The sequence below is a fragment of the Janthinobacterium sp. EB271-G4-7A genome (assembly GCF_020858075.1).
Lineage (GTDB): Bacteria > Pseudomonadota > Gammaproteobacteria > Burkholderiales > Burkholderiaceae_D > Janthinobacterium > Janthinobacterium lividum.
Genome location: NZ_JACYMI010000001.1, coordinates 3,800,305 through 3,819,297, shown reverse-complemented (window position 1 = coordinate 3,819,297; position 18,993 = coordinate 3,800,305). Strand labels below are relative to the sequence as shown.

At 60.7% G+C, this 18,993-nt stretch carries 22 protein-coding genes; 10 read left to right on the top strand and 12 right to left on the bottom strand.

Annotated features, from left to right (window positions below; all coding sequences use genetic code 11):
* Positions 1–38: 38 nt before the first annotated feature.
* Both IGS58_RS17180 and IGS58_RS17175 read right to left on the bottom strand, forming a co-directional pair.
* Entirely contained in the window at positions 39–1,256 is a 1,218-nt protein-coding gene (locus IGS58_RS17180; protein ID WP_034783044.1) for a maltoporin, read from the bottom strand.
* Positions 1,257–1,494: 238 nt separating this feature from the next.
* On the bottom strand, positions 1,495–3,051 hold the full coding sequence (locus IGS58_RS17175) for an MFS transporter (protein ID WP_230522131.1): 1,557 nt from the start codon (positions 3,049–3,051) through the stop codon (positions 1,495–1,497).
* 115 nt (positions 3,052–3,166) lie between these two features.
* On the opposite strand from IGS58_RS17175, the gene IGS58_RS17170 reads away from it, so the two are divergent.
* The 3 genes from IGS58_RS17170 to IGS58_RS17160 all read left to right on the top strand — a co-directional run bounded on the left by IGS58_RS17170 (position 3,167) and on the right by IGS58_RS17160 (position 7,254).
* The gene (locus IGS58_RS17170) at positions 3,167–4,093 is read left to right on the top strand and encodes a LysR family transcriptional regulator (RefSeq protein WP_230522130.1); all 927 of its coding nucleotides are present in this window, start codon (positions 3,167–3,169) and stop codon (positions 4,091–4,093) included.
* 313 nt (positions 4,094–4,406) lie between these two features.
* On the top strand, positions 4,407–5,528 hold the full coding sequence (locus IGS58_RS17165) for a patatin-like phospholipase family protein (protein WP_230522129.1): 1,122 nt from the start codon (positions 4,407–4,409) through the stop codon (positions 5,526–5,528).
* A 79-nt stretch (positions 5,529–5,607) separates the two neighbouring features.
* On the top strand, positions 5,608–7,254 hold the full coding sequence (locus tag IGS58_RS17160; protein ID WP_070259165.1) for a methyl-accepting chemotaxis protein: 1,647 nt from the start codon (positions 5,608–5,610) through the stop codon (positions 7,252–7,254).
* Positions 7,255–7,463: 209 nt separating this feature from the next.
* Here IGS58_RS17160 and IGS58_RS17155 read toward each other — a convergent pair whose 3' ends face one another.
* The 8 genes from IGS58_RS17155 to IGS58_RS17120 form a co-directional block, all read right to left on the bottom strand.
* A complete protein-coding gene (locus tag IGS58_RS17155; RefSeq protein WP_070259164.1) occupies positions 7,464–7,778 on the bottom strand; it encodes a hypothetical protein in 315 nt (104 codons plus the stop codon).
* A 112-nt stretch (positions 7,779–7,890) separates the two neighbouring features.
* Complete coding sequence (locus IGS58_RS17150) at positions 7,891–8,400, bottom strand: hypothetical protein (RefSeq protein WP_070259162.1); 510 nt, start codon at positions 8,398–8,400, stop codon at positions 7,891–7,893.
* Positions 8,401–8,548: 148 nt separating this feature from the next.
* Complete coding sequence (locus IGS58_RS17145; RefSeq protein ID WP_070259160.1) at positions 8,549–8,971, bottom strand: hypothetical protein; 423 nt, start codon at positions 8,969–8,971, stop codon at positions 8,549–8,551.
* Positions 8,972–9,045: 74 nt separating this feature from the next.
* Positions 9,046–9,432, bottom strand: coding sequence for an Imm41 family immunity protein (locus IGS58_RS17140; protein WP_071653730.1), 387 nt, complete (start codon positions 9,430–9,432; stop codon positions 9,046–9,048).
* Between the two features lie 68 nt (positions 9,433–9,500).
* Positions 9,501–10,040, bottom strand: coding sequence for a hypothetical protein (locus IGS58_RS17135; RefSeq protein WP_230522128.1), 540 nt, complete (start codon positions 10,038–10,040; stop codon positions 9,501–9,503).
* A gap of 45 nt (positions 10,041–10,085) precedes the next feature.
* Positions 10,086–10,595: a hypothetical protein gene (locus tag IGS58_RS17130; RefSeq protein WP_230522127.1), complete on the bottom strand. Its 510-nt coding sequence runs from the start codon at positions 10,593–10,595 to the stop codon at positions 10,086–10,088.
* A gap of 49 nt (positions 10,596–10,644) precedes the next feature.
* Positions 10,645–11,064, bottom strand: coding sequence for a hypothetical protein (locus IGS58_RS17125; protein ID WP_230522126.1), 420 nt, complete (start codon positions 11,062–11,064; stop codon positions 10,645–10,647).
* A 3-nt stretch (positions 11,065–11,067) separates the two neighbouring features.
* On the bottom strand, positions 11,068–11,328 hold the full coding sequence (locus IGS58_RS17120; RefSeq protein WP_230522125.1) for a hypothetical protein: 261 nt from the start codon (positions 11,326–11,328) through the stop codon (positions 11,068–11,070).
* Positions 11,329–11,445: 117 nt separating this feature from the next.
* Between IGS58_RS17120 and IGS58_RS17115 the strand changes: the two genes are divergently transcribed.
* From IGS58_RS17115 to IGS58_RS17090, 6 genes are all read left to right on the top strand, one after another.
* The gene (locus IGS58_RS17115) at positions 11,446–11,913 is read left to right on the top strand and encodes an SRPBCC family protein (RefSeq protein WP_230522124.1); all 468 of its coding nucleotides are present in this window, start codon (positions 11,446–11,448) and stop codon (positions 11,911–11,913) included.
* Between the two features lie 272 nt (positions 11,914–12,185).
* Complete coding sequence (locus tag IGS58_RS17110; protein WP_230522123.1) at positions 12,186–12,956, top strand: creatininase family protein; 771 nt, start codon at positions 12,186–12,188, stop codon at positions 12,954–12,956.
* 56 nt (positions 12,957–13,012) lie between these two features.
* Positions 13,013–14,284: a YVTN family beta-propeller repeat protein gene (locus IGS58_RS17105; RefSeq protein WP_034785711.1), complete on the top strand. Its 1,272-nt coding sequence runs from the start codon at positions 13,013–13,015 to the stop codon at positions 14,282–14,284.
* A 108-nt stretch (positions 14,285–14,392) separates the two neighbouring features.
* On the top strand, positions 14,393–14,764 hold the full coding sequence (locus IGS58_RS17100; protein ID WP_170846428.1) for a VOC family protein: 372 nt from the start codon (positions 14,393–14,395) through the stop codon (positions 14,762–14,764).
* Between the two features lie 26 nt (positions 14,765–14,790).
* Positions 14,791–15,126, top strand: a complete 336-nt coding sequence (locus IGS58_RS17095) for a hypothetical protein (RefSeq protein WP_052140423.1) — start codon at positions 14,791–14,793, stop codon at positions 15,124–15,126.
* A 280-nt stretch (positions 15,127–15,406) separates the two neighbouring features.
* Entirely contained in the window at positions 15,407–16,048 is a 642-nt protein-coding gene (locus IGS58_RS17090) for a phasin family protein (protein ID WP_070259148.1), read from the top strand.
* Between the two features lie 105 nt (positions 16,049–16,153).
* Here the strand turns inward: IGS58_RS17090 and IGS58_RS17085 are convergent, their stop codons facing one another.
* A complete protein-coding gene (locus IGS58_RS17085) occupies positions 16,154–17,185 on the bottom strand; it encodes an alpha/beta hydrolase (protein ID WP_230522122.1) in 1,032 nt (343 codons plus the stop codon).
* Between the two features lie 105 nt (positions 17,186–17,290).
* A complete protein-coding gene (locus IGS58_RS17080; protein ID WP_034785706.1) occupies positions 17,291–18,181 on the bottom strand; it encodes a LysR family transcriptional regulator ArgP in 891 nt (296 codons plus the stop codon).
* Positions 18,182–18,383: 202 nt separating this feature from the next.
* Between IGS58_RS17080 and IGS58_RS17075 the strand changes: the two genes are divergently transcribed.
* Positions 18,384–18,989, top strand: coding sequence for a LysE/ArgO family amino acid transporter (locus tag IGS58_RS17075; RefSeq protein ID WP_034785705.1), 606 nt, complete (start codon positions 18,384–18,386; stop codon positions 18,987–18,989).
* The last annotated feature ends 4 nt before the right edge of the window (positions 18,990–18,993 follow it).

The window sequence follows — 18,993 nt, the reverse complement described above, 5'->3', positions numbered from 1 at the left end:
GACCGTGCAACGCCGCCATGGGCGTTTTTCAGATGCTCTTACCACCAGGATTCCACTTGGAAACCGACCGAGCTGCCGTTGGTCTTGCCACCGAACACGCCCGTCGACGACAGCGCCGATTCCGCGGCGGCGGCCGACTGGGCTGCCTTGTTCCATTTGGCATAGGTGTAGAAGGCGCGCAGCACGGGACGCGACCAGAAGCTGTTGCCGGCCGACAGTTGCGGTGCGAACGTCAGCTTGGTTAGGTTGCGGCTTTCGCCGCCTTCCGGCTTGACGATGTCGTGGCCCAGTTCCACGGCCAGGCTGTAGTTGTCCGTGAAGTGGTAGACGGGGCGCGCGCCGATCGATGTCCACTTGCTGCTCACGCCTGCCGTTTCCTTGTCTTCGTAGACGAAGGTGCCCATGCCCGACCAGGCGCCTTTGGGCTGGATCATGATCTGTTCCGTCAGGCGCACGACCTTGTCATCCTTGCCGGCGCCCAGGCTGAAGCCGCCCGTGTTGGCGGCGCTGCCCTTGCCGTACTGCAATGCCACCTTGTTGAAGCCGCCCAGCAGATTGCCTTGCGTATGCATGATGGTCAGCAAGTGGCCGCTGGCGATGGGGGCCGCGCCTTGCGCATTGCGTTTCTGGTTGAATTGCAGGCCCAAGGTCAGTTCGCCATCGGGGTTGACCTTGATGCCGGAGAAGCGCAGGTCGTGGGACAGGCCCATGCGCTTGCTGTCGCCGTCGTCGGCCGTGCGCACGACGGCGTAGGCCAGCTTGGCGGCGCCCAGGTCGATGTTTTCCAGGCCGGCGCCAGGGCCGCTGTTATTCCAGAAGTAGTAATCGGTGATGTGCACGTCCTGGCGGTCGTAGTAGCGCTTGCCGACCCAGGCGCGCGCTTCGGCGAAGGCGCCCGTGCCGATCTTGTCGGCGACCACGTTCATTTCGCGCCACGATGGGTCCGATTGCTCCCAATCCTGGTTCTGATTGACGGAAAACGCCACCAGGGTATTGATGCGGAAGGTGGTGCCGTTGGCTGCCTTGAAGGCTTCGCCGCCGAATTTCAGTTCGCCGTAGGTTTCGCACTCATTGCCCAGACGATACTTGGACGAGGCGCCGGCCAGGCCGAAACACGCTTCCTTGCCGCCTTCGCTGCTGGTGCCGAAGCCCGAGCGGATATAGCCGCCGAAGTCGATCGGCAGGGCGGCCTGGGCCGACGCACTCAAGGCCATCAGCACTGCCGCCGGCAACGCTTTCAAGAAAAATTTGTTCATTGTGTCTCCAGTGTTTTTATAGGTGTGGGATCGGCGCGCATCAATTTGCGAAACCAAAGCGCTTTAACTATGTTTCAAAGCGCTTTGAGTATAGTTCAAAGCGCTTTGATAAGTAAACTCGTTTTGTTCTTGAAGACTTTTGAGGTGTTGCAGAGAAACATCAAAGGCGCGCGGCGGCGCGTGGGCGCCGCCGGGTATGGCGGGACAGGGGATGGTTGCCGCGGGAAAGCCGGGCGACTTAGTTTGGCGCCTTGCAGGTGGGCAGGGCGGCCGTGTCCGTGGCCGCTGTGGCCGGATGGCGCAAAAAGGCGAGGATCAGCAGGGCCGATGCCGTGGTGATGCTGGCCAGCACATACAGCAAGTGGCGGAAGGCCGTGCCATAGGCTTGCGCCAGCTCGGCGGCGCCCGCCTGCGGCAGCAGGGTAGCGGCATGGCGCAGCTCGCCCAGCGCCAGGAAGGGGCCCGCGTGCGCTGCCTGTTGCGCGCCGCTGCCGGTACCGCCCAGCGCCGCGACGGTGAGCGTGCCCAGCAGCGCGCTGACGATGGCCAGCGCCAGGCCTTCGCCCGCCACGCGCGTCGTATTGAAGATGCCGGCTGCCATGCCGGCCCGCTCGACGGGCACGACGCTGATGGCCAGACCATCCATCAAGCCCCAGGGCAGGCTGATGCCGCAGCCGATCAGCAGTAGCGGCCCGATCAAGGTAGCGGGCGCTTGCCCTGGCGCGCAGGTGGAGAGCCACAGCAAGCCGCCCGCCGCCAGCAGCAGGCCGGTCGCGCAGATGTGGGCGGCGGCGAGGCGCTGCGCCGCCATGCCGGCCAGGACCGGCAGCACCAGCATGGGTGCCGACAGGGCGATCATCATGCGTCCCGCTTCCAGCGCGCTGTAGCCTTCGATGCCGATGAAGCGGGCCGGCAGCAGTACCAGCAGTACGACAAAGGAAAACGCGGGCGCTGCCGCCAGCAGTTGTACGCCAGCAAAAGCAGGCAGGCGGAACAGGGTCAAGTCCAGCATGGGCCGCGCCGCGCGCCGCTCCACGCGGATGAATGCGCCCAGCAGCAAGGCCGCGCCACCGAGCAGTCCCAGGCTGGCAGCACTGCCCCAGCCGCTGTCGGGCGCCTGCAGCAAGCCATACGTAAACAGTGACAATGCGCCGGTAAACGTCAGGGCGCCGGGCCAGTCGACGCCCTGCGCCTGCGGATCGCGCGATTCGCGCATGGCGCGCGCGGCGGCCAGCAGGGCGGCCAGGCCGGCCGCGGCAGTGGCGACAAAAATGGCGCGCCAGCCCGTGTGGGTGATCAAGGTGCCTGCCAGGAAGGGACCGAAGGCCAGGCCCGCGCCGAAGGCCGTGCCGATCAGGCTGAAGGCGCGCGCGCGGGCGGGGCCGTCGAATTCCTGTGCCAGGGCCGCCAGTCCGCTCGACAGGGCCATGGCGCAGCCCAGGCCCTGGACGGCGCGCAGCACGTCGAGCCACAGGATGCCGGGCGCGGCCGCCAGTGCCAGCGCGGCGGCGGAAAACACGCCCATGCCCAGCAAGAACACGCGCTTGCGGCCATAGCGGTCGGCCAGCGTGCCGGCCACCATCAGGCATCCGCCAAAGCTGAGCATGAAGGCATTCGTGATCCACGCAAGCGCCAGCGGCGAGCCGTGCAGGTCGGCGGCGATGGCGGGAATGGCGATGGCCGGTCCCGTAAAACTGAGCGGCATGCATAGCGCGGCCAGGCAGACGGCGGCCAGCACCAGCGTGCGCCGTGCAGTCGCTTGGTCCGGGGCTTGCGCGGGAAGATTCGTATCCATGGGAATGATTCCAGAAAGAGGGAATCCGATGATAATATGGGCGTAATCAATGAAAAAGTGGCTGAAAATCCGCTCATAACGGACAAATATTCCCTAATCGAAATGGCGACATGGCATGGATAATCTGAATGGCATTGCCGCCTTCGTGCGCGCGGCGGAAACGCGCAGTTATGTGGCGGCCGGGCGGCTGCTCGGCGTGTCGGCCTCGGCCGTGGGCAAGAGCGTGGCGCGGCTGGAAGAAAAGCTGGGCGTGCGCCTGCTCAACCGCAGCACGCGGCGCATCAGCCTGAGCAACGAGGGGGCGCTGTTTTACGAACGCTGCCAGCGCATCCTGGCCGACCTCGGTGATGCCGAGGCGGAACTGTCGCACCTGGCCGAGGCGCCGCGCGGCAAGCTGCGCGTCAGCCTGCCCGTGATCGGCTACCGCATCATCCTGCCCCTGCTGGCCGAGTTTACGCGCAAGTACCCGGAGATCGAGCTCGACCTCGATTTCAACGACCGCCTGGTCGACGTGGTGGCCGAAGGCGTCGACGTGGCCGTGCGCAGCGGCACCTTGACGGATTCGCGGCTGATGGCGCGCGAGCTGGGGCCGTTTGCTTTTGCCATCGTGGGCGCTCCCGCATATTTCGCCCGTCACGGCGTGCCGGCCACGCCACGCGCGCTGGAAGGGCACGCCTGCGTGCGCTATAAGTTTCCCACCACGGGCAAGCTGCAGGAATGGGCGCTGCAGCGGGCCGACGGCGACAGCGGCGGCGAGTTGCGCTTGCCGACCGCCTTGACCTGCAACAATATCGAGGCCTTGATCGGCGCCGCCACGCAGGGCGTGGGCCTGGCTTACCTGCCTGACTTTATCGTGCGCGACGCCATCGCGCGCGGCGAACTGCAAGCCGTGCTGGCCGATTGCCTGCTGTACTCGAGCAAGTTCTGGGTGCTGTGGCCGTCGAGCCGTCACCTGTCACCTAAAATCCGCGTCTTTGTTGACCATTTGTGTACCCACCTGCATTTTTCTCCGCCCCCTCCCGACCCTGCATCATCCCTTTGATGGCCCTGGCCGCCGCGCTGGCGGCTGCTTGGGGAATATTCCTACCCCAAAACGATTATTCCTAACGCCGCTGGATTTATATTTGCTGCGCCGCATCACGCCATGCCGCACGGCATCAACTTATGGCCTTCCTGAATACCCGTCATTCGTTATGGAAATTGCCATAAGGAATTTATTTATGTTAATTTCATATCTGTTTCTGCAACATTGCATCAGCTGGTCGCTTGCGGGAACATGTGCAGGATTAGGCGCCATAAGCGTGTAGTAACCAACAATTAAGGGATGGTAACCCCGTTCCGTTCAGGGAGTGTGCATGAAGACAGTCACTACGACGCCGCAGGATCCGGCGCCAGCCACGACAGCGAAACCGGCCCGCAAAACGGGTTTGCTGCTGGGTGGCGGCGCACCAAATTCCACCTTGATCGCCGGCGCCCTGGCTGCTTTCCTTGACGAGGGCATCGAGTTCGACGTTATTTCCGCCTCGGGCGCCGGCGTGTTGATGGGTTTGCTTTACACGACGCCGCACGAGGCCACGCCGCGCCAGGCCTTGCAAAGCTGGGCCGACACGGGCGTGGCCGACAGCATCTACAAGATGATCCCGATCAACTACAAGGTGTTCCAGAAGCCGGGCATGCATGCGAGCACTTTCCGCGACGCCTTCCAGCCGCCGGCCAACAATCCTTTTTTTCAGGCCTTCCAGCAAACGTTTGCGGGCGTGCCCACGGCCTGGTCGGACTGGGGCAAGTTGATGGTGTCGTCGCTGTCGCCGTCGGACCTGTCGGCGAAAAGCCTGGGCCTGTGCGCGCACTTGCCCTTCCTGGAAAAAGCCGTGGATTTCTCGGGCGTGGCCCGCATGCGCCCCGATTTCTACATCAATGCCTACAACCTCAGCGAGCACCGCATGCAAATCTGGGGCAAGCACGAAATTGAACCGATCCACGTGCGCGCCGCGTTGTCGTTCCCGTTCCTGTATGCGCCCACGACCATCGCCGGCGACGACTACATCGAAGGCGCGGCGCTCGATACGCTCAATTTCGACCCGTTTATCGAAGGCAAGGGCGAGCACCATGACGCCGATACGCTGGTCATCCTCGACATCCTCGGCGACGAGCGACTGCTGCGCAAGCCGCGCAACCTGTACGACGCCTGGGTGCGCTCCATCATCACGCCGCTGGTGAAAATTTCCAAAAGCGAGCTGCGCCTGTTCGAACTCGAACACAACACGGATGCGCGCACGGGCCAGCCCAAGCGGCGCCTGCTCAAGCTCGACTTGATGGGCGGCATCCCGGAGCAGCACTGGCCCGATACGCTTGACTGGTCCAGTTCGAACATGCAGTTGCTGTTCGACGTGGGCCACAAGGCGGGCCTGGCATTTTGCCGCCAGCATGGCGACTTGCTACGCCGCGCGCCCGAGGCTTCCCCGCTGGCGGCCTAGCAACCGATCCCCGGCCACCTGATCGGCAGCTACTTATCCTGCCTGGCCTTGCCAGGCTACCTTTTTACTGTGACACACCATGAATATCACCAAGCAATTAATTCTGACCCTGACCATCGCCTTGCTGGCCCTGCTATTGCTGGGCGCCGGCGGCGCCATCCAGCTGCAGCGCGCCCAGGAGCGTTTTGATACCGTGCAAAACCGCATCATTCCCAGCATCCAGGGCTTGAATGCGGCCAAGGGTTTCCTGGCCGACTCGCGCCTGGCCGGCTACCGCCTGTCCGTATTCTCGAACCTGGCCGACAAGACGGCGCTGGACAAGGCCGTGGCCGATGCCAACACGAATTTCGACAAGGTCATCGCCACCTACCGTGCCGAGCGCCTGTATGACGCGACGGACAGCAAGATGCTCGACGCCGACCAGGCCGCGATGGAAGCCTACCGCCGCGCGCTGGCGCCATTCTTTGCCGCCGCCTACGCGGGCGACATGGATGGCGTACGCGCCACCTTGCTGGCCGGCACGCCGCTGGCCATCACGGCCGCCGCCGCGAAGAAAAGCATGGATGACCATATCGCCTACAACAACAAGCTGGTCGATGACGTGAAAGCGGAAAGCCTGGCCGCCTACGACACGGCGTTCAACACCATGCTGGCCGTGCTGGGCGTGGCCGTGTTGCTGACGGGCGCGCTGGCCTGGCATATCTACCGCACCATCAGCGGCGGCCTGGGCAATATCGAACACACGCTGGAGCGCGTCAGCGCTTCGCTGGACCTGTCCGCCGCCATGCCCGTCGAGCGCATGGATGAAGTGGGCCGCACGGCCACCGCCTTCAATAAATTCCTCGAGCGCATTGTCGGCGTGATCGCCACCGTGCGCGCCTCGGCCGATACGGTCAGCGTGGCGGCCGCGCAGATTTCCGCCGGCAACGCGGACTTGTCGGTGCGCACCGAACAGCAGGCGTCTTCCCTGGAAGAAACGGCATCCAGCCTGGAAGAGCTGACCTCGGCCGTACGCCAGAATACGGACAATGCGCGCCAGGCGAACTCGCTGGCCGTGTCCGCCTCGGACGTGGCCCGCAAGGGCGGCGCCGTGGTGGCGCAAGTGGTGGGCACGATGGGTTCGATCAATGAATCGGCGAAGAAGATCGCCGACATTATCGGCGTGATCGATGGCATTGCCTTCCAAACCAACATTCTGGCGCTGAACGCGGCCGTGGAAGCGGCGCGCGCAGGCGAGCAGGGCCGGGGCTTTGCCGTGGTGGCCACGGAAGTGCGCAACCTGGCGCAGCGCTCGGCGGCTGCCGCCAAGGAAATCAAGGGCTTGATCGAAGATTCCGTCGACAAGGTCAACACGGGCAGCGCACTGGTCGACCAGGCGGGCGCGACGATGGAAGAAATCGTCGCCAGCATCCGCCGCGTGACGGACATCATGGGCGACATCGCCAACGCCAGCCACGAGCAGAGCGCCGGCATCGAGCAGGTGAATCAGGCCATTTCGCAAATGGACCAGGTCACCCAGCAAAACGCGGCCCTCGTGGAAGAGGCGGCCGCCGCGGCTTCCTCGCTGCAGGATCGTGCCGTGGAACTGGTCGACGTGGTGGCCGTGTTCCGCCTGCGTGGCGACGCCCAGGGCAAAGCGCTGACAGTGGCGGGTGGCTTGCCGGCCGCGGCTTCAGCCTCAGCCAGCCGGCGCCTGGCGCTGCCTGGCCGCAGTGCCCGCGCTTAAGTTTAGTCATTGAATTGCCCCGGTACGCCGGGGTTTTGGTGATGTCATTGTTCTATTCGGGGGGGGCGTTGATGTTCGGTATCTGTGACGACGGTAAGTAAGGTTTCCCGGGCTGACAGGGAAGGAGGGCACTGCCCTGTTTCGCAAGTCAGGGTGCCTGCCTTTCGCACACGTGAGTCCGCTTTCGCCCCAAAGCGGACCATCGAGAACTAGGATTCCTTCTTGATGGTAATGTTGTTTGCGCGAATTCTGATGTCGCCGAAGTCACCTTCAAGGATTGCACCATCTTCAGTTGTCGCCGCACCTTCAAGCTCACCAAGACTTGGAACATTCTCACGAGTTGTGATGTTCCCGGCAAAACGAAGTTCGCCAACTTCAAATCCAATTGGCGAGCCATCGGAATTTGTCGCCAGCAACTCAAATCGTGTCCCGTCATAGCCAATCAACTTCGTCAGAAAATAGGAATGGCGCTGCTCCAGGTAGAAGGAGAGCACGTAGGTCTCAGCTAGGTCTTCGATCTTCATGCGCGATCATTCCTTTAATATTCCTGGCGTTGTTCACGTATTTGGCTAGGTCCGCTTTTGGCCGGTTGCCGCCGTTCATGTGAGACAGCTTCCGTCCCACAGCCGACCTTTCCTAACCAATGCTAGCTTGGAAAATTCGATCGCTGGAAGCGAGAAATGCGTTTGGATCCTTGACGAATCTGGATGCAGACGATGCTTTCAGGGCTTCTGTCACTTGTTCCACTATGGGAGCGATAACTCGTCCCCCTTCGCACAGTACTATGCAGTACCCACAGTCATCAGCAATAGCAACGATGCTTTCGAGCAGCCTGATGTTCAGATTTGAACAATCCAGACGAACGTCAACGGAATCGTCCCAAACCTGTATGTCGTCTGTTTTAGAATTGCCATACATAGTCGCCTCAGCGCTCCAAGAATCAGCTACGGGCAATACACTCTTCGCGAGGGCCTGTATGGCAGATTTGTCTACGCCTTCCCAATAATTTGGCCAAACCATTTCATCATCGAAACTTGCGTCTGGCACAACAGCAGCAAACTGAAGCAGGAAATCAGGCACTTTGCCATGTACTTCGACAATCCTTCTTGCGGGAATCAAGGTGAACTTGAATTGCCATACAGCCATTGAAATTCTCCAGTATTCAAAAAAGCTCGACCGTTCTGCCCCCGAACGCTTTGTCGAACGACTGCTTCTGGCCGGTTGCCGTCGTTAGCAGGTTACGCCCCGAAGCAGACATAGATCTGACGCATTCGACATATGCCACCGCAGCCGATTAAGCGTCGTGATAAACAACGCCGTATGTGTCGAACATAGCTCCAGCTAGCTCGACCATGCTTAAGCCGCTGCGCTCCCAAAAAAACAGAAAGTATTCCAACTTGTCGTAAGGTGCTTCAGCGTCCATGCCGTGCAGCGCACAAATCGTGGTTCTGATACGCAACACCTCAGGGTCATCCGACATATCGCGTCCTCGGATGGTCTCCCAAAGCCTCACCCGGACAGCTAAGGCCTCGCTATCCGTTGCCGCGCCCTCAAGATATCGTTTAGCAGCCAAAACAGAAGACTGCGCGGTAACGGGTAGACATTCGATCACCCGAGCCAGGGCGTTAACCATAAAGCGTTGAGCATCACCGTGCTCTACCGGATCATCCAGATCAACGGTGGATGAAATAACATCAAAAGGATCACGGTGAGACATGCTGACTTTCTGAGTAAAGCTTAATTGGTCAATTGCCGACTGTCCGCTTCTGGCCGAAAGCGGCTTGCCCTGAGCTAACTTACCGCAATAAGCGGACTAGGTAGCTCATATGAGGACTCTGCAATCACCTCACCAGAAAAAACACCAAGCATTGCATGCTCGAACCTCTCCGTAAAAGCTAAAAGCTGATCTGGTGACAAATTACTAATCAGGAACACGTCATTAACGTTGTAATGTGCCAAAATCAAACTAGAGACTTTTGCGTAGAGAGTTGCAACAGCCAGCGCTAGTTCTCTGCTGACAGCCCCATGATGTGCTTCAGAACGTGCGGCTTCCACCAAATCCCAGTGCAGTTTCCAGAACTCGACAATATTCCAATCACCGTATTCAGTCAGCCTTTCATAGAACGAACCTTGCCAATCAGGATTCCCGGGAAGATTTCTGAATATTTGTTCGTACATGATCGGGCTCGGTACTCCTGGGAATAAATTTCTATGACTGCTTCTGGCCGGTACCGGGCCTAGAGCAATTAGCCGTCAAGCGCCAAATCGAATTCGCTTGGCGAGGCAGCGCCAATCGTTAAGCGTGCACCTCGTTCTAATATTGCCAAAGCATCTGGTCCAACCCAATAAGCTTTAACGCGGACAAATTTCTTGGTCAACGCAGTAGAGAACGCACGTTGTAGCCTCGTGGCCACCGGAGTGTCTGATGCCGTCGAGATACGACCAGATAACAAAATCTGGTCAGAATAAAAGCCGCCGTGCTGGAAAACAATACTATCAGGATTCATCAACTGGTCGATGGCGAATTTTTTTCGCCCATAATTTTGTTGGATGCCCCTACTCTGGATAAGAGACGCCCGATCAGTGACAAGGTATCCTGGCCCCGCTACCGCACTAGTAACAACTAAGGCTTTTGTTAGTGTCGGAAGTTCAGCCCCGCTGTCAAACGTCGCGTAAGTATCCTCGTCAAATAGCCCAGTTCGCGTATAGCCAAGCGGAATCTTCGCCTCAACAAGTTCGAAAACTGGAAGAAGGTCCTTTGCTGTCGCGTAGAAATGGCGTTGCATAAGCAATTTTCAAAAAAATATCAGTCCGCTTGTGGCCGACACCCGTCAGGTCGGTGAAAGCGACAGCACTCTATCAGAAAGAATCACGCTATCCTTTTCATGCTGCCCGTGACGCCAAGATGCATCTTCGTAGCGCACATAATACTCAGCACTACGCGCAGCCAAGGCCAACTTGCTTAACATCGACAGGAAATCTATGAGTTTGAAGGTTTCGCCGTCAAAGTCCTGGGGGAAAAACGTGATCTCACAGAATACTCTGTCTGGTTCATCCCAGCGGAAGTACGCTTGGATATGCTCAGGGTTGCTGCCGCCATTCCAAACAGTGGATAGCGAGCCAGATGCCTGTCGAAGATTGCTTTGCAACTCGGCTTTTGCAATATCATCGCCCTCACCCGTCATCGCCTGAACCAAAGTCCAAGATGATGCTAGAACCCTTAGGACGTCAATGGCTCCAGATGTCGAAATGCATTCGGCGAAGTTGATATCTCTACACGAACCATCACAGTCCAGAAGAGCGGTTTCAACGCGGCGTCGAGTAAGTTCGTCTATGTTCATCAGAATTGTAGTTTGGACGGGTAGGTCCGCTTTTGGCCGAACTCGGTCTCTAATCAAAAACAATTCGCTGTCCCACTTCGAATTCATTCTCATGGCAATAAAACAGGATAAGCGGTGTGTCGTGCGAATAGATCATCGCGTCGTCACGTGATGGGATAAAAATATCCGACCAATTCTCGACCAGGAACACACTGCTGCACAAGAAACATTCGTCTTCTCCAAACACCACTACGACCTGCTGAGTTCCAGGCATACGGGCGCGTAACCATTTTGTTGCGGTGGCCACATCATTTCCGAATACGAGGCGCTCGATCGAGTCAACGGTGTTTATGTTCAGGCCGAGATGGGTCTTTGAGTCGTGAAGGCCTGCTACCTCATAGGCGCGGCGGGCGTCTTCGGCATTCAGCCAGGCGATATCCGCTGAGTGATGCTGTAGTTCCTGAACCCGCCAATGTGCTGTATTCATCATTTCTCAAAGTTTCATATGCTCATGGCCATGGCGAGCAGTAGCTTGCGGTCGAATCCGGAGCATCCCTTGATCCTGGCGCAAAACAAGGCTGTCATCATGGCCCGGCTTTATCTGCGACCAGTATAACCAGAATATGATTCTATTGGCATGATAAAAAAACAGTGTATCCTGCAATTCCAGCGGATATATTTTTTGTCGAGGCAAAGAAAAGGCTGCGGCATTTGTTCCTGCTGGCGGAGTATTTTTGAATTGGCGCAATGGCATGGCGATATTGCGTGATGAATGCTATGCCGCGGGCCAATATCCCCAATTTCCATATGCTGCGCGACGCCGGATAACAGGCCCAGTTACTTTCACACAATGATAGGGAGATCCCCCAAATTGGCGCAAATTCAAGAAAGCATCCACATTGCCGTCCCGCCCACGGTCATCGATCAGATTTGGAGCGAGGTCGACCGCTGGCACTTGTGGGATCCGGATACAAAGCAAGCCCGGCTCAATGGACCGTTCGCGGTGGGAACACAGGGCAGGATAGTTCCCAGCAAGGGGATGGGTATTGCGATGCTGGTCACGGAGCGCTCGGCAGGCCGCTCGTTCACCGTCGAGGGCTACATCCCTTGGTTCCGCATCCACTTCGAGCACACGGTTGTTGCGGCAGAGGGCGGGTCGCAAGTCGTTCACCGCGTGTGGTTCACTGGAGCCCTTGCCTTTCTGTTCGGCCCAGGCGTTGCCAGACAGGTCCGGGACGGGCTTCCCAGGACGATGCGCTCGCTCAAGGCCTATGCCGAGAAGCGCAACGACACTCGCCACAATGCCGAGGAGGGCGGAGCTAACGCGACAACAGCCTGATAGATAGTTTCTCTTCGTCAATTCCTTGCAAACTGCCCCGTCAAATTAACGTGCCGTTCCCGTCATGATGGAATACAATTCCTGCGTGGCAGCCAGCTTGCCTGGCAAGGCCGGGCACGGCGCCTTTGACCTTGGAAAGATGTTGGCTTATGACTCTGCAGTTCCCTCAGCGAACGGCGCCTTGCGCGCCATCCACGCTCCGCATTTCACGCAAGCCCCCCGTTTCCCTGTTCGTCCTGACATTTTCGTGCCTGCTGGTCACGGCGCCCCTCATGGCGGCTGCGCCTGCCAGCAGCAGTGTCATGCTGGAAGAGCTGACCAGCACGGAGTTGCGCAGCCGTATCGACCACGGCGCCACGACCGTGCTGGTGCCGATTGGCGGCGTCGAGCAGAGCGGGCCGTATATCGCGCTGGGCAAGCACAATGTGCGCGCCGGCCTGCTGGCGCGGCAGATTGCGCAAAAGCTGGGCAATACCATCGTCGCGCCCGTCGTCTCCTACGTGCCGGAAGGCGCGGTTTCTCCGCCGGCCGGCCACATGCGCTTTGCCGGCACGATCTCGATTCCGCCTGCCGCCTTCGAAGCCGTGCTGGAAGGGGCGGCCGCCAGCCTGCGCCAGCATGGTTTCCGCGACATCATTTTTCTCGGCGACCATGGCGGCTATCAAAAAAATGAGCAAAACGTGGCCAACAAACTCAACCGCGCCTGGGGCAAGGCTTCCTCCGGCAAGGATGCGCGCGCTTACGCCTTGCTCGACTACTATGACATCACGCAATCGGCCTATATTGCCGAGTTGCAGAAACGTGGCTACAGCAGCACCGAGATCGGCCTGCACGCGGGCTTGGCGGATGCGGCCTTGATGCTGGCGACGGACCCGTCGCTGGTGCGCAGCGACGCCATGGCCCACGGACCCAAGCCCGGCGTGGCGGACGGCGTGCGCGGTGACGCGACGCGCGCCACGGCTGAACTGGGCCAGATCGGTGTCAAGCTGCAGGTGGATACCTCGGTGGCTGCCGTCAAACAGCTGCTGAAACGTAATAAATAACTTCCGCTGGAAGTGCTGAACTTCCGGCTTTTTGCAACGAAACGACGCGAAATCACATGAAAAAATCTCAACGACGCACCATCGTCACCTTGTCCGCCCTGGCTGCCGCACTGGCCGGCCTGGGCGTGGCCAGCCAGGTCACCGGCGCCAGCACAGCGGCTCCAGCCGCCGTCGCGCCGGCCGCCGCCTATTCGCCGCTGCCGGGCATGCCGCCGCTGGTGGATCCGAAAAACGTGTACGGCAGCATCGCCAGCAGCAATATGAGCCCCGTCGTCAAGGATCATTTGCGCCGTGTCTACGTGCCCAACCTGCGCTCGAACGATGTCTACGTGATCGACCAGGAGACCCTGAAAGTTGTCGACAAGTTCAAGGTCGGCAGCGGCCCGCAGCACGTGGTGCCGTCGTGGGACTTGCGCACCCTGTGGGTGGCGAACAATGCCGAGCGCACGGACAAGGGCAGTTTGACGCCTATCGACCCTTTGAGCGGCAAGCCGGGCAAGGAAGTGCCCGTTGATGATCCCTACAATATGTATTACACGCCGGACGGCAAATCGGCCATCGTCGTGGCCGAAGCGCGCCACCGCCTCGATTTCCGCGATCCGAAGACCATGGCGGTGCAGTATTCGATCGACACGCCCCAGTGCGGCGGCATCAACCATGCCGATTTCTCCAATGACGGCCGCTACGCCATGTTCACTTGCGAGTTCGACGGCACCATCGCCAAGATCGACCTGGTGGGCCGCAAGGTCGATGGCTACCTGAAATTGCAGATGCCGGCCAAGCGCTTTGCGGAATCCGGCCCCGTGGGCGGCCCGGCAAATGAGATCTGCAGCGTCAAGAAGGGCATGCCGCAAGACATACGCATCTCGCCGGATGGCAAGAAATTCTATATCGCCGACATGGACGCCGACGGCGTGCACATCGTCGATGGCGCCACCCTGAAGGAAATCGGCTTCATCCAGACGGGCGTGGGCGCGCATGGCTTGTACCCTAGCCGCGATGGCAAGAAATTGTACGTGGCCAACCGTGGCACGCACCGCATCCACGGCAAGCCCAAGGGCAAGGGCAGCGTCAGCGTGATCGATTTCGCCACGGAAAAAGTCGTGTCGAACTGGCCGATACCTGGCGGCGGCAGCCCCGACATGGGCAATGTGTCCGCCGATGGCAAGTACCTGTGGCTGTCCGGCCGTTTCGACGACGTGGTCTACCGTATCGATACGAACAGCGGCGACGTTGCCAAGGTCAAAGTTGGCCAGGAACCGCACGGCTTGACCGTATGGCCGCAGCCGGGCCGCTATTCGCTGGGCCACACGGGCAACCTGCGCTAGGCAGGCGCATGGCGTTTCCTGAGCAGCCGGATTCGCAGTTGCGGTTGCTTAAAAGGCAATGTTGACGCATACTGTACTTCCATTTCACTATCGCCAGGGAGCGCCATCATGATTCTTGATCACATCGGTTTGAATGTCAGCGATGCACAGGCCAGCAAGGCCTTCTTTTCGGCCGCCCTGGCGCCCTTGGGCGTCGCGGTGGTGATGGAAGAGCAGGGTTGGGTCGGCCTGGGCAAGGATGGCAAGCCCGATTTCTGGTTCGGCGTGGGCGGCACGCCGCATGCCGGCATGCATCTCGCCTTCGCGGCGGACAACCGTGCCCAGGTGGACGCCTTTTACAAGGCCGCGCTGGAAGCGGGCGGCAAGGATAACGGCGCGCCAGGCATCCGCGCCCTGTATCACCCGAATTACTATGGCGCTTTCGTGCTGGGGCCGGACGGTCACAATGTCGAAGCAGTCTGCCACCATCCCGAGCCCTGACACCGTTATTTCCTGAAGAGAGCAGCATGAAGCACAGCGCCACCCTGTTTGCCGACGATGCCGGCCGCTATGCCTACGTCAAGGCGGGTTTTTCCTGGCCGGCCCTGTTCCTGGGCTCGTTCTGGGCCGTCGCCAAGCGCCGCTGGTGGCTGCTGCTGCTCATGCTGGCGATGGATGCGTGCCTGTGGTTTGGCAGCCATCTGGCCACCGAACTGCGCATCGGCCCGATGATGCTGCTGATGGCCGTCTCGGAGCTCAGTTACCTGCTGGCGCGCGGCTGGTATGGCAATCGCTGGCTGGAAGCGTCGCTGCGCAGCCATGGCTACAAGCCCGTCGTGCCGGGCGCGGGCGCCGCTTGTTGAGCTTGCCTGGCACAGATTTTCCTTCCCGTCACTGACGTTTGCCAAAGGCAAGCCGTCCAGCCAAAACTTTCTGCGCAGCCTAGCGCACCTTTGATCCAGATCATCCCTCGCCAGCGGTGCTCACGTAGCCTTGGGACTCGCGTTGCAAAGCATCTTCCCACCAATCGGATATGTTTTTTCGCGTTTCGTGGCGTAGCCTGGCCGTTTGCCTCACCGTTCGACTGCCGGTGGTGTCGCCATTTGTTTGTGTCCACCCAACCGCTATTTAATGAGGAACTCCATGTATCCATATTCCCGTAGTGTTACCCCTGCCGCCAAAAACCACCTGGAAGCCCAGCTGGCTTTCTTTAATGGACTGTCGAAGTCGCTGTTCCAGTCGGTGCAGCACTTCAGTGACCTGAACATGCAGCTGGCGCAAGGCTTGCTGGAAGAAACCACGGTCACCAGCCAGAACCTGCTGACGGTCGAGCGCGCTGAAGATGTGTTCCAGGTGGCTGCCGCCTCGGGCCAACCTGCCGCCGAGCAACTGCGCAAATACCAGCAACAGGTAGCGCGCCTGGCAGCCGATACGCAAGTCGAGCTGGCCAACGTGGCAGAGCGGCATGTGAATGAAACGAGCCGTACTGCCAAGGCCCTGGCCGAAGAAGTGGCTCGCACGGCGTCGGAAGAAACGGAGAAAAACGTGCGCAAGCAGCAGGAAGCCATGCAGCGCATCGCCGAACCGTTCCAGGCCTATCATCAGAACGGTGCCAACCGCGAGCAGCAACGCGGCGCGCAAAGCCGTGACGGCCAAAGCCTGCAAAGCGGCAGCCATCAGGGTAGCCAGCAGTCGGCCGGCAGCGAAAGCTCGGCCAGCGGCAGCGTATCGCAAGCGGGCTCCGCTCAAAGCAAAAGTAGCAGCAGCGCCAGCCGTAAAGAGTAAGCGGGCCGCTGCAGTCAACTGAATCCGCATTCGGGGGCCGAGCCTTGAGGTGCGGCTGGTTGACACGCAGCGTTGCGCGTCGTGGCCAGGCAGAGCGCCCGTCCCTCAGGGGACGGGCGTTTTGTCGTGGACGCGCGCCGCGGCTGCTTGCGTGGCGGTGCCCTGCGCCATTGCCGGCTGCTGCGGCGTGGCCGGAGGCGTTGGCCTGGCGTCTTGCGGCGTGCCTCCGTTGTTTGCCGTGTTGTCCGCCGCATGGTCTGTCTTGCTGTTGGCGTCGATAAAGGCGCTCACGGCGTCGAGCGTGGGCGCCAGCATGCGCAAGGGGCTGGCCAGCGAGGCGACCAGGGTGGTATGGCTGACCTTGTCGAAATACGTTTCCGTCACGGGCCTGGCAAGCGCCCGCAAGGCCCTGGCCAGGCCACCCGTGTTGCGTTGCGGATCGACCAGCTTATCCTTGCCGGGCGCCGGTGCGATCAGCAGGGCGGGCGGCGCTTCGGCAGTCACGTGATGGATGGGCTGCGAAGCGGCGGGCGTGTCCGGGTAAAAGAAAACGGGGCGGGTGATGGTGTTTTCTATTGGCAGGAAATCATAGGGGCCGGCCAGGCCGATCCAACCCCGCAAGTCGTGCGGACGCATGCCGTGGCGCGCCAGCAGACTGGCGTCGAGCGCTAACATCGCCGCATTGTAGGCGCCGGCGCTATGGCCCATGACGAACAGTCGCGTCGGGTCGCCGCCATGGCGGCTGGACTCCATCGCGGCCCATGCCACGGCGCGGGCCGCATCCTGCAAGATTTCGGGATAGTGCACGTCCGGATACAGCCGGTAGTCGGCGATCACGGCCAGATAGCCGCGCGCCGCGAGCGCGTGACCAACGAAGGCATAGTCGGCGCGCTCGCCCGTTGTCCAGTTGCCGCCGTAAAAGAACACCACCACGGGCACGGGCCCCGTGCGGGTCCTGGGGGCGTAGACATCGAGCTTTTGCCGTGGCAGAGGGCCGTAGGCCAGGCCGCGCGTCACTTGCGAGGCGTTGCCGGACGACAAGGCATTGATGGCTATCAAGGGCGAGCAGGCGGCCAGGCCGACAGCCAGCGGGATGGCCCCCAGCAAACCGAGCAGGGTGGTGCGCAGGATCGTCATGCTTGCTCCTGATGGTGATGGCTGATGCTTGCAGTGTAGGCCAGGCAAGGCAGGGCGCACACGGAGAAGTTGCTGTCTGGCATAGATAAATGTTGCATGCGTCAATCAGTCCTGTAACAGCCATTTGCGCGCCGTGGCGATGACGGCGTCCGACAGGGTGCGTGTGAGGGGCGTCTGGATATCCCAGGCATGCCAGGTCAGGGGCACATCGAGCGCCTGCCCGGCCGCCACGTCGACCAGCCTGCCGGCGGCCAGCGCTGTTTCCGCCTGCAGCAAGGGCACCATGCCATAAGCATAGCCCGCTTCGATGAAGCGCACGAAGTCGCGCGCCGAACCGAGCACATGGTGCGGATAGCGGCCCGTGTAGCCGAGGCGGTGCTGCAGGTAGCGCTCGTGCAGGGCATCCTTGCTGCCAAACGTGATGGCCGGCGCCTGGCTGACGGCTTCCACCGTAAAACCATGGGGAAACCATTGCTGCGCGAACGCGGGCGAGGCTACGCACAGGTAGCGCATGCCGCCCAGCGGCGTGGCCGTGGTGCCGGCCACCAGGTCGTTGGCGCTGGTGACGCAGGCAAACACGCGCCCTTCGCGCAGCTGGCTCAGGGTGTGGTCCTGATCGTCGAGGCGGATATCGAGCAGGCACGACGGCGGCGACAGCAGCGGTCCCAGCGCTTCCGGGATCCAGGTGGCGGCGCTGTCGGCGTTGACGGCGATGGCCAGTTCCGGCAAATGCGTGGTGGGGCCGGGCTGGGCGTCGAGCGCCGCTTCGAGCAGCTTGACTTGCCGGTAATGGGCGATCAGGCGTTGGCCCGCTTCCGTGGGCAGGGGCGGGTGGCTGCGGATGATCAGCAGGGTGCCTTCCAGGTTTTCCAGGGTGCGGATGCGCTGCGACACGGCCGGTTGGCTGATCGCCAGCGCCTGCGCGGCCTTTTCAAAGCTGCCCAGGCCGATCACGGCGTCGAGGGCGGCCAATCCACGGTAATCGACGACGCGCATAAGTTTCTCTTATATATGGTTAGAATCATTCATTATACTTATATTTACTTTTTCTTTACACTGTTGAAATAGGGTAACAACTCCACTCTCCCGCGCGGTCCTGCTGGTACCGCTACACCCTCCACCTACCTTTGATGACTTTGCCGTTGCCGGCAGAGCGTGGGCGGCCGTGCGCGTGATGGAAAGCAATAAAGGAATCGATATGGACAGCGCAATCTTCTTGAAAGGCATGGGGCTCGGAGCGAGCCTGATCGTGGCCATCGGCACGCAAAACGCTTTCTTGCTCAAGCAGGGCTTGAAGCGCCATTACGTGCTCACCTGCATCCTGGTCTGCCTGGTGTGCGACGCCATCCTGATCACGGCCGGCGTGGCCGGCATGGGCACATTCATTGCCGACAATCCCAATTTCCTGCTGTGGGCCAAGGCCGGCGGCGCCACCTTCCTGATCGCGTATGGCTTGCGTGCCGCCAAGTCGGCCTGGCGCCCAACGGCCCTGACGGTGTCGGCCGCCAAGTCGCCCGAAGGCTACTGGGCCGTGATCGGCGCGGCACTGGCGTTCAGCCTGCTGAACCCGCACGCCTTCCTCGATACGGTCATCCTGCTCGGCTCGATCGGCGGCCAGCATGAAGGCGTGGGACGCTTCTACTTCGCCGGCGGCGCCATCATGGCTTCGGCCCTGTGGTTCTTCCTGCTGGGCTTTGGCGCCCGCTACCTGGCGCCCGTGTTTGCCAAGCCCATGGCCTGGCGCGTGCTCGACGGCATCATCGCTCTCGTCATGTGGGCCATCGCCGCCTCGCTGTTCCTGTAAAGCA

Bases quoted from the DNA above. Each gene is read 5' to 3' on its own strand.
- IGS58_RS17180 (WP_034783044.1), bottom strand. From the start codon at position 1,256: ATGAACAAATTTTTCTTGAAAGCGTTGCCGGCGGCAGTGCTGATGGCC.
- IGS58_RS17175 (WP_230522131.1), bottom strand. From the start codon at position 3,051: ATGGATACGAATCTTCCCGCGCAAGCCCCGGACCAAGCGACTGCACGG.
- IGS58_RS17170 (WP_230522130.1), top strand. From the start codon at position 3,167: ATGGATAATCTGAATGGCATTGCCGCCTTCGTGCGCGCGGCGGAAACG.
- IGS58_RS17165 (WP_230522129.1), top strand. From the start codon at position 4,407: ATGAAGACAGTCACTACGACGCCGCAGGATCCGGCGCCAGCCACGACA.
- IGS58_RS17160 (WP_070259165.1), top strand. From the start codon at position 5,608: ATGAATATCACCAAGCAATTAATTCTGACCCTGACCATCGCCTTGCTG.
- IGS58_RS17155 (WP_070259164.1), bottom strand. From the start codon at position 7,778: ATGAAGATCGAAGACCTAGCTGAGACCTACGTGCTCTCCTTCTACCTG.
- IGS58_RS17150 (WP_070259162.1), bottom strand. From the start codon at position 8,400: ATGGCTGTATGGCAATTCAAGTTCACCTTGATTCCCGCAAGAAGGATT.
- IGS58_RS17145 (WP_070259160.1), bottom strand. From the start codon at position 8,971: ATGTCTCACCGTGATCCTTTTGATGTTATTTCATCCACCGTTGATCTG.
- IGS58_RS17140 (WP_071653730.1), bottom strand. From the start codon at position 9,432: ATGTACGAACAAATATTCAGAAATCTTCCCGGGAATCCTGATTGGCAA.
- IGS58_RS17135 (WP_230522128.1), bottom strand. From the start codon at position 10,040: ATGCAACGCCATTTCTACGCGACAGCAAAGGACCTTCTTCCAGTTTTC.
- IGS58_RS17130 (WP_230522127.1), bottom strand. From the start codon at position 10,595: ATGAACATAGACGAACTTACTCGACGCCGCGTTGAAACCGCTCTTCTG.
- IGS58_RS17125 (WP_230522126.1), bottom strand. From the start codon at position 11,064: ATGATGAATACAGCACATTGGCGGGTTCAGGAACTACAGCATCACTCA.
- IGS58_RS17120 (WP_230522125.1), bottom strand. From the start codon at position 11,328: ATGCCATTGCGCCAATTCAAAAATACTCCGCCAGCAGGAACAAATGCC.
- IGS58_RS17110 (WP_230522123.1), top strand. From the start codon at position 12,186: ATGGCGGCTGCGCCTGCCAGCAGCAGTGTCATGCTGGAAGAGCTGACC.
- IGS58_RS17105 (WP_034785711.1), top strand. From the start codon at position 13,013: ATGAAAAAATCTCAACGACGCACCATCGTCACCTTGTCCGCCCTGGCT.
- IGS58_RS17100 (WP_170846428.1), top strand. From the start codon at position 14,393: ATGATTCTTGATCACATCGGTTTGAATGTCAGCGATGCACAGGCCAGC.
- IGS58_RS17095 (WP_052140423.1), top strand. From the start codon at position 14,791: ATGAAGCACAGCGCCACCCTGTTTGCCGACGATGCCGGCCGCTATGCC.
- IGS58_RS17090 (WP_070259148.1), top strand. From the start codon at position 15,407: ATGTATCCATATTCCCGTAGTGTTACCCCTGCCGCCAAAAACCACCTG.
- IGS58_RS17085 (WP_230522122.1), bottom strand. From the start codon at position 17,185: ATGACGATCCTGCGCACCACCCTGCTCGGTTTGCTGGGGGCCATCCCG.
- IGS58_RS17080 (WP_034785706.1), bottom strand. From the start codon at position 18,181: ATGCGCGTCGTCGATTACCGTGGATTGGCCGCCCTCGACGCCGTGATC.
- IGS58_RS17075 (WP_034785705.1), top strand. From the start codon at position 18,384: ATGGACAGCGCAATCTTCTTGAAAGGCATGGGGCTCGGAGCGAGCCTG.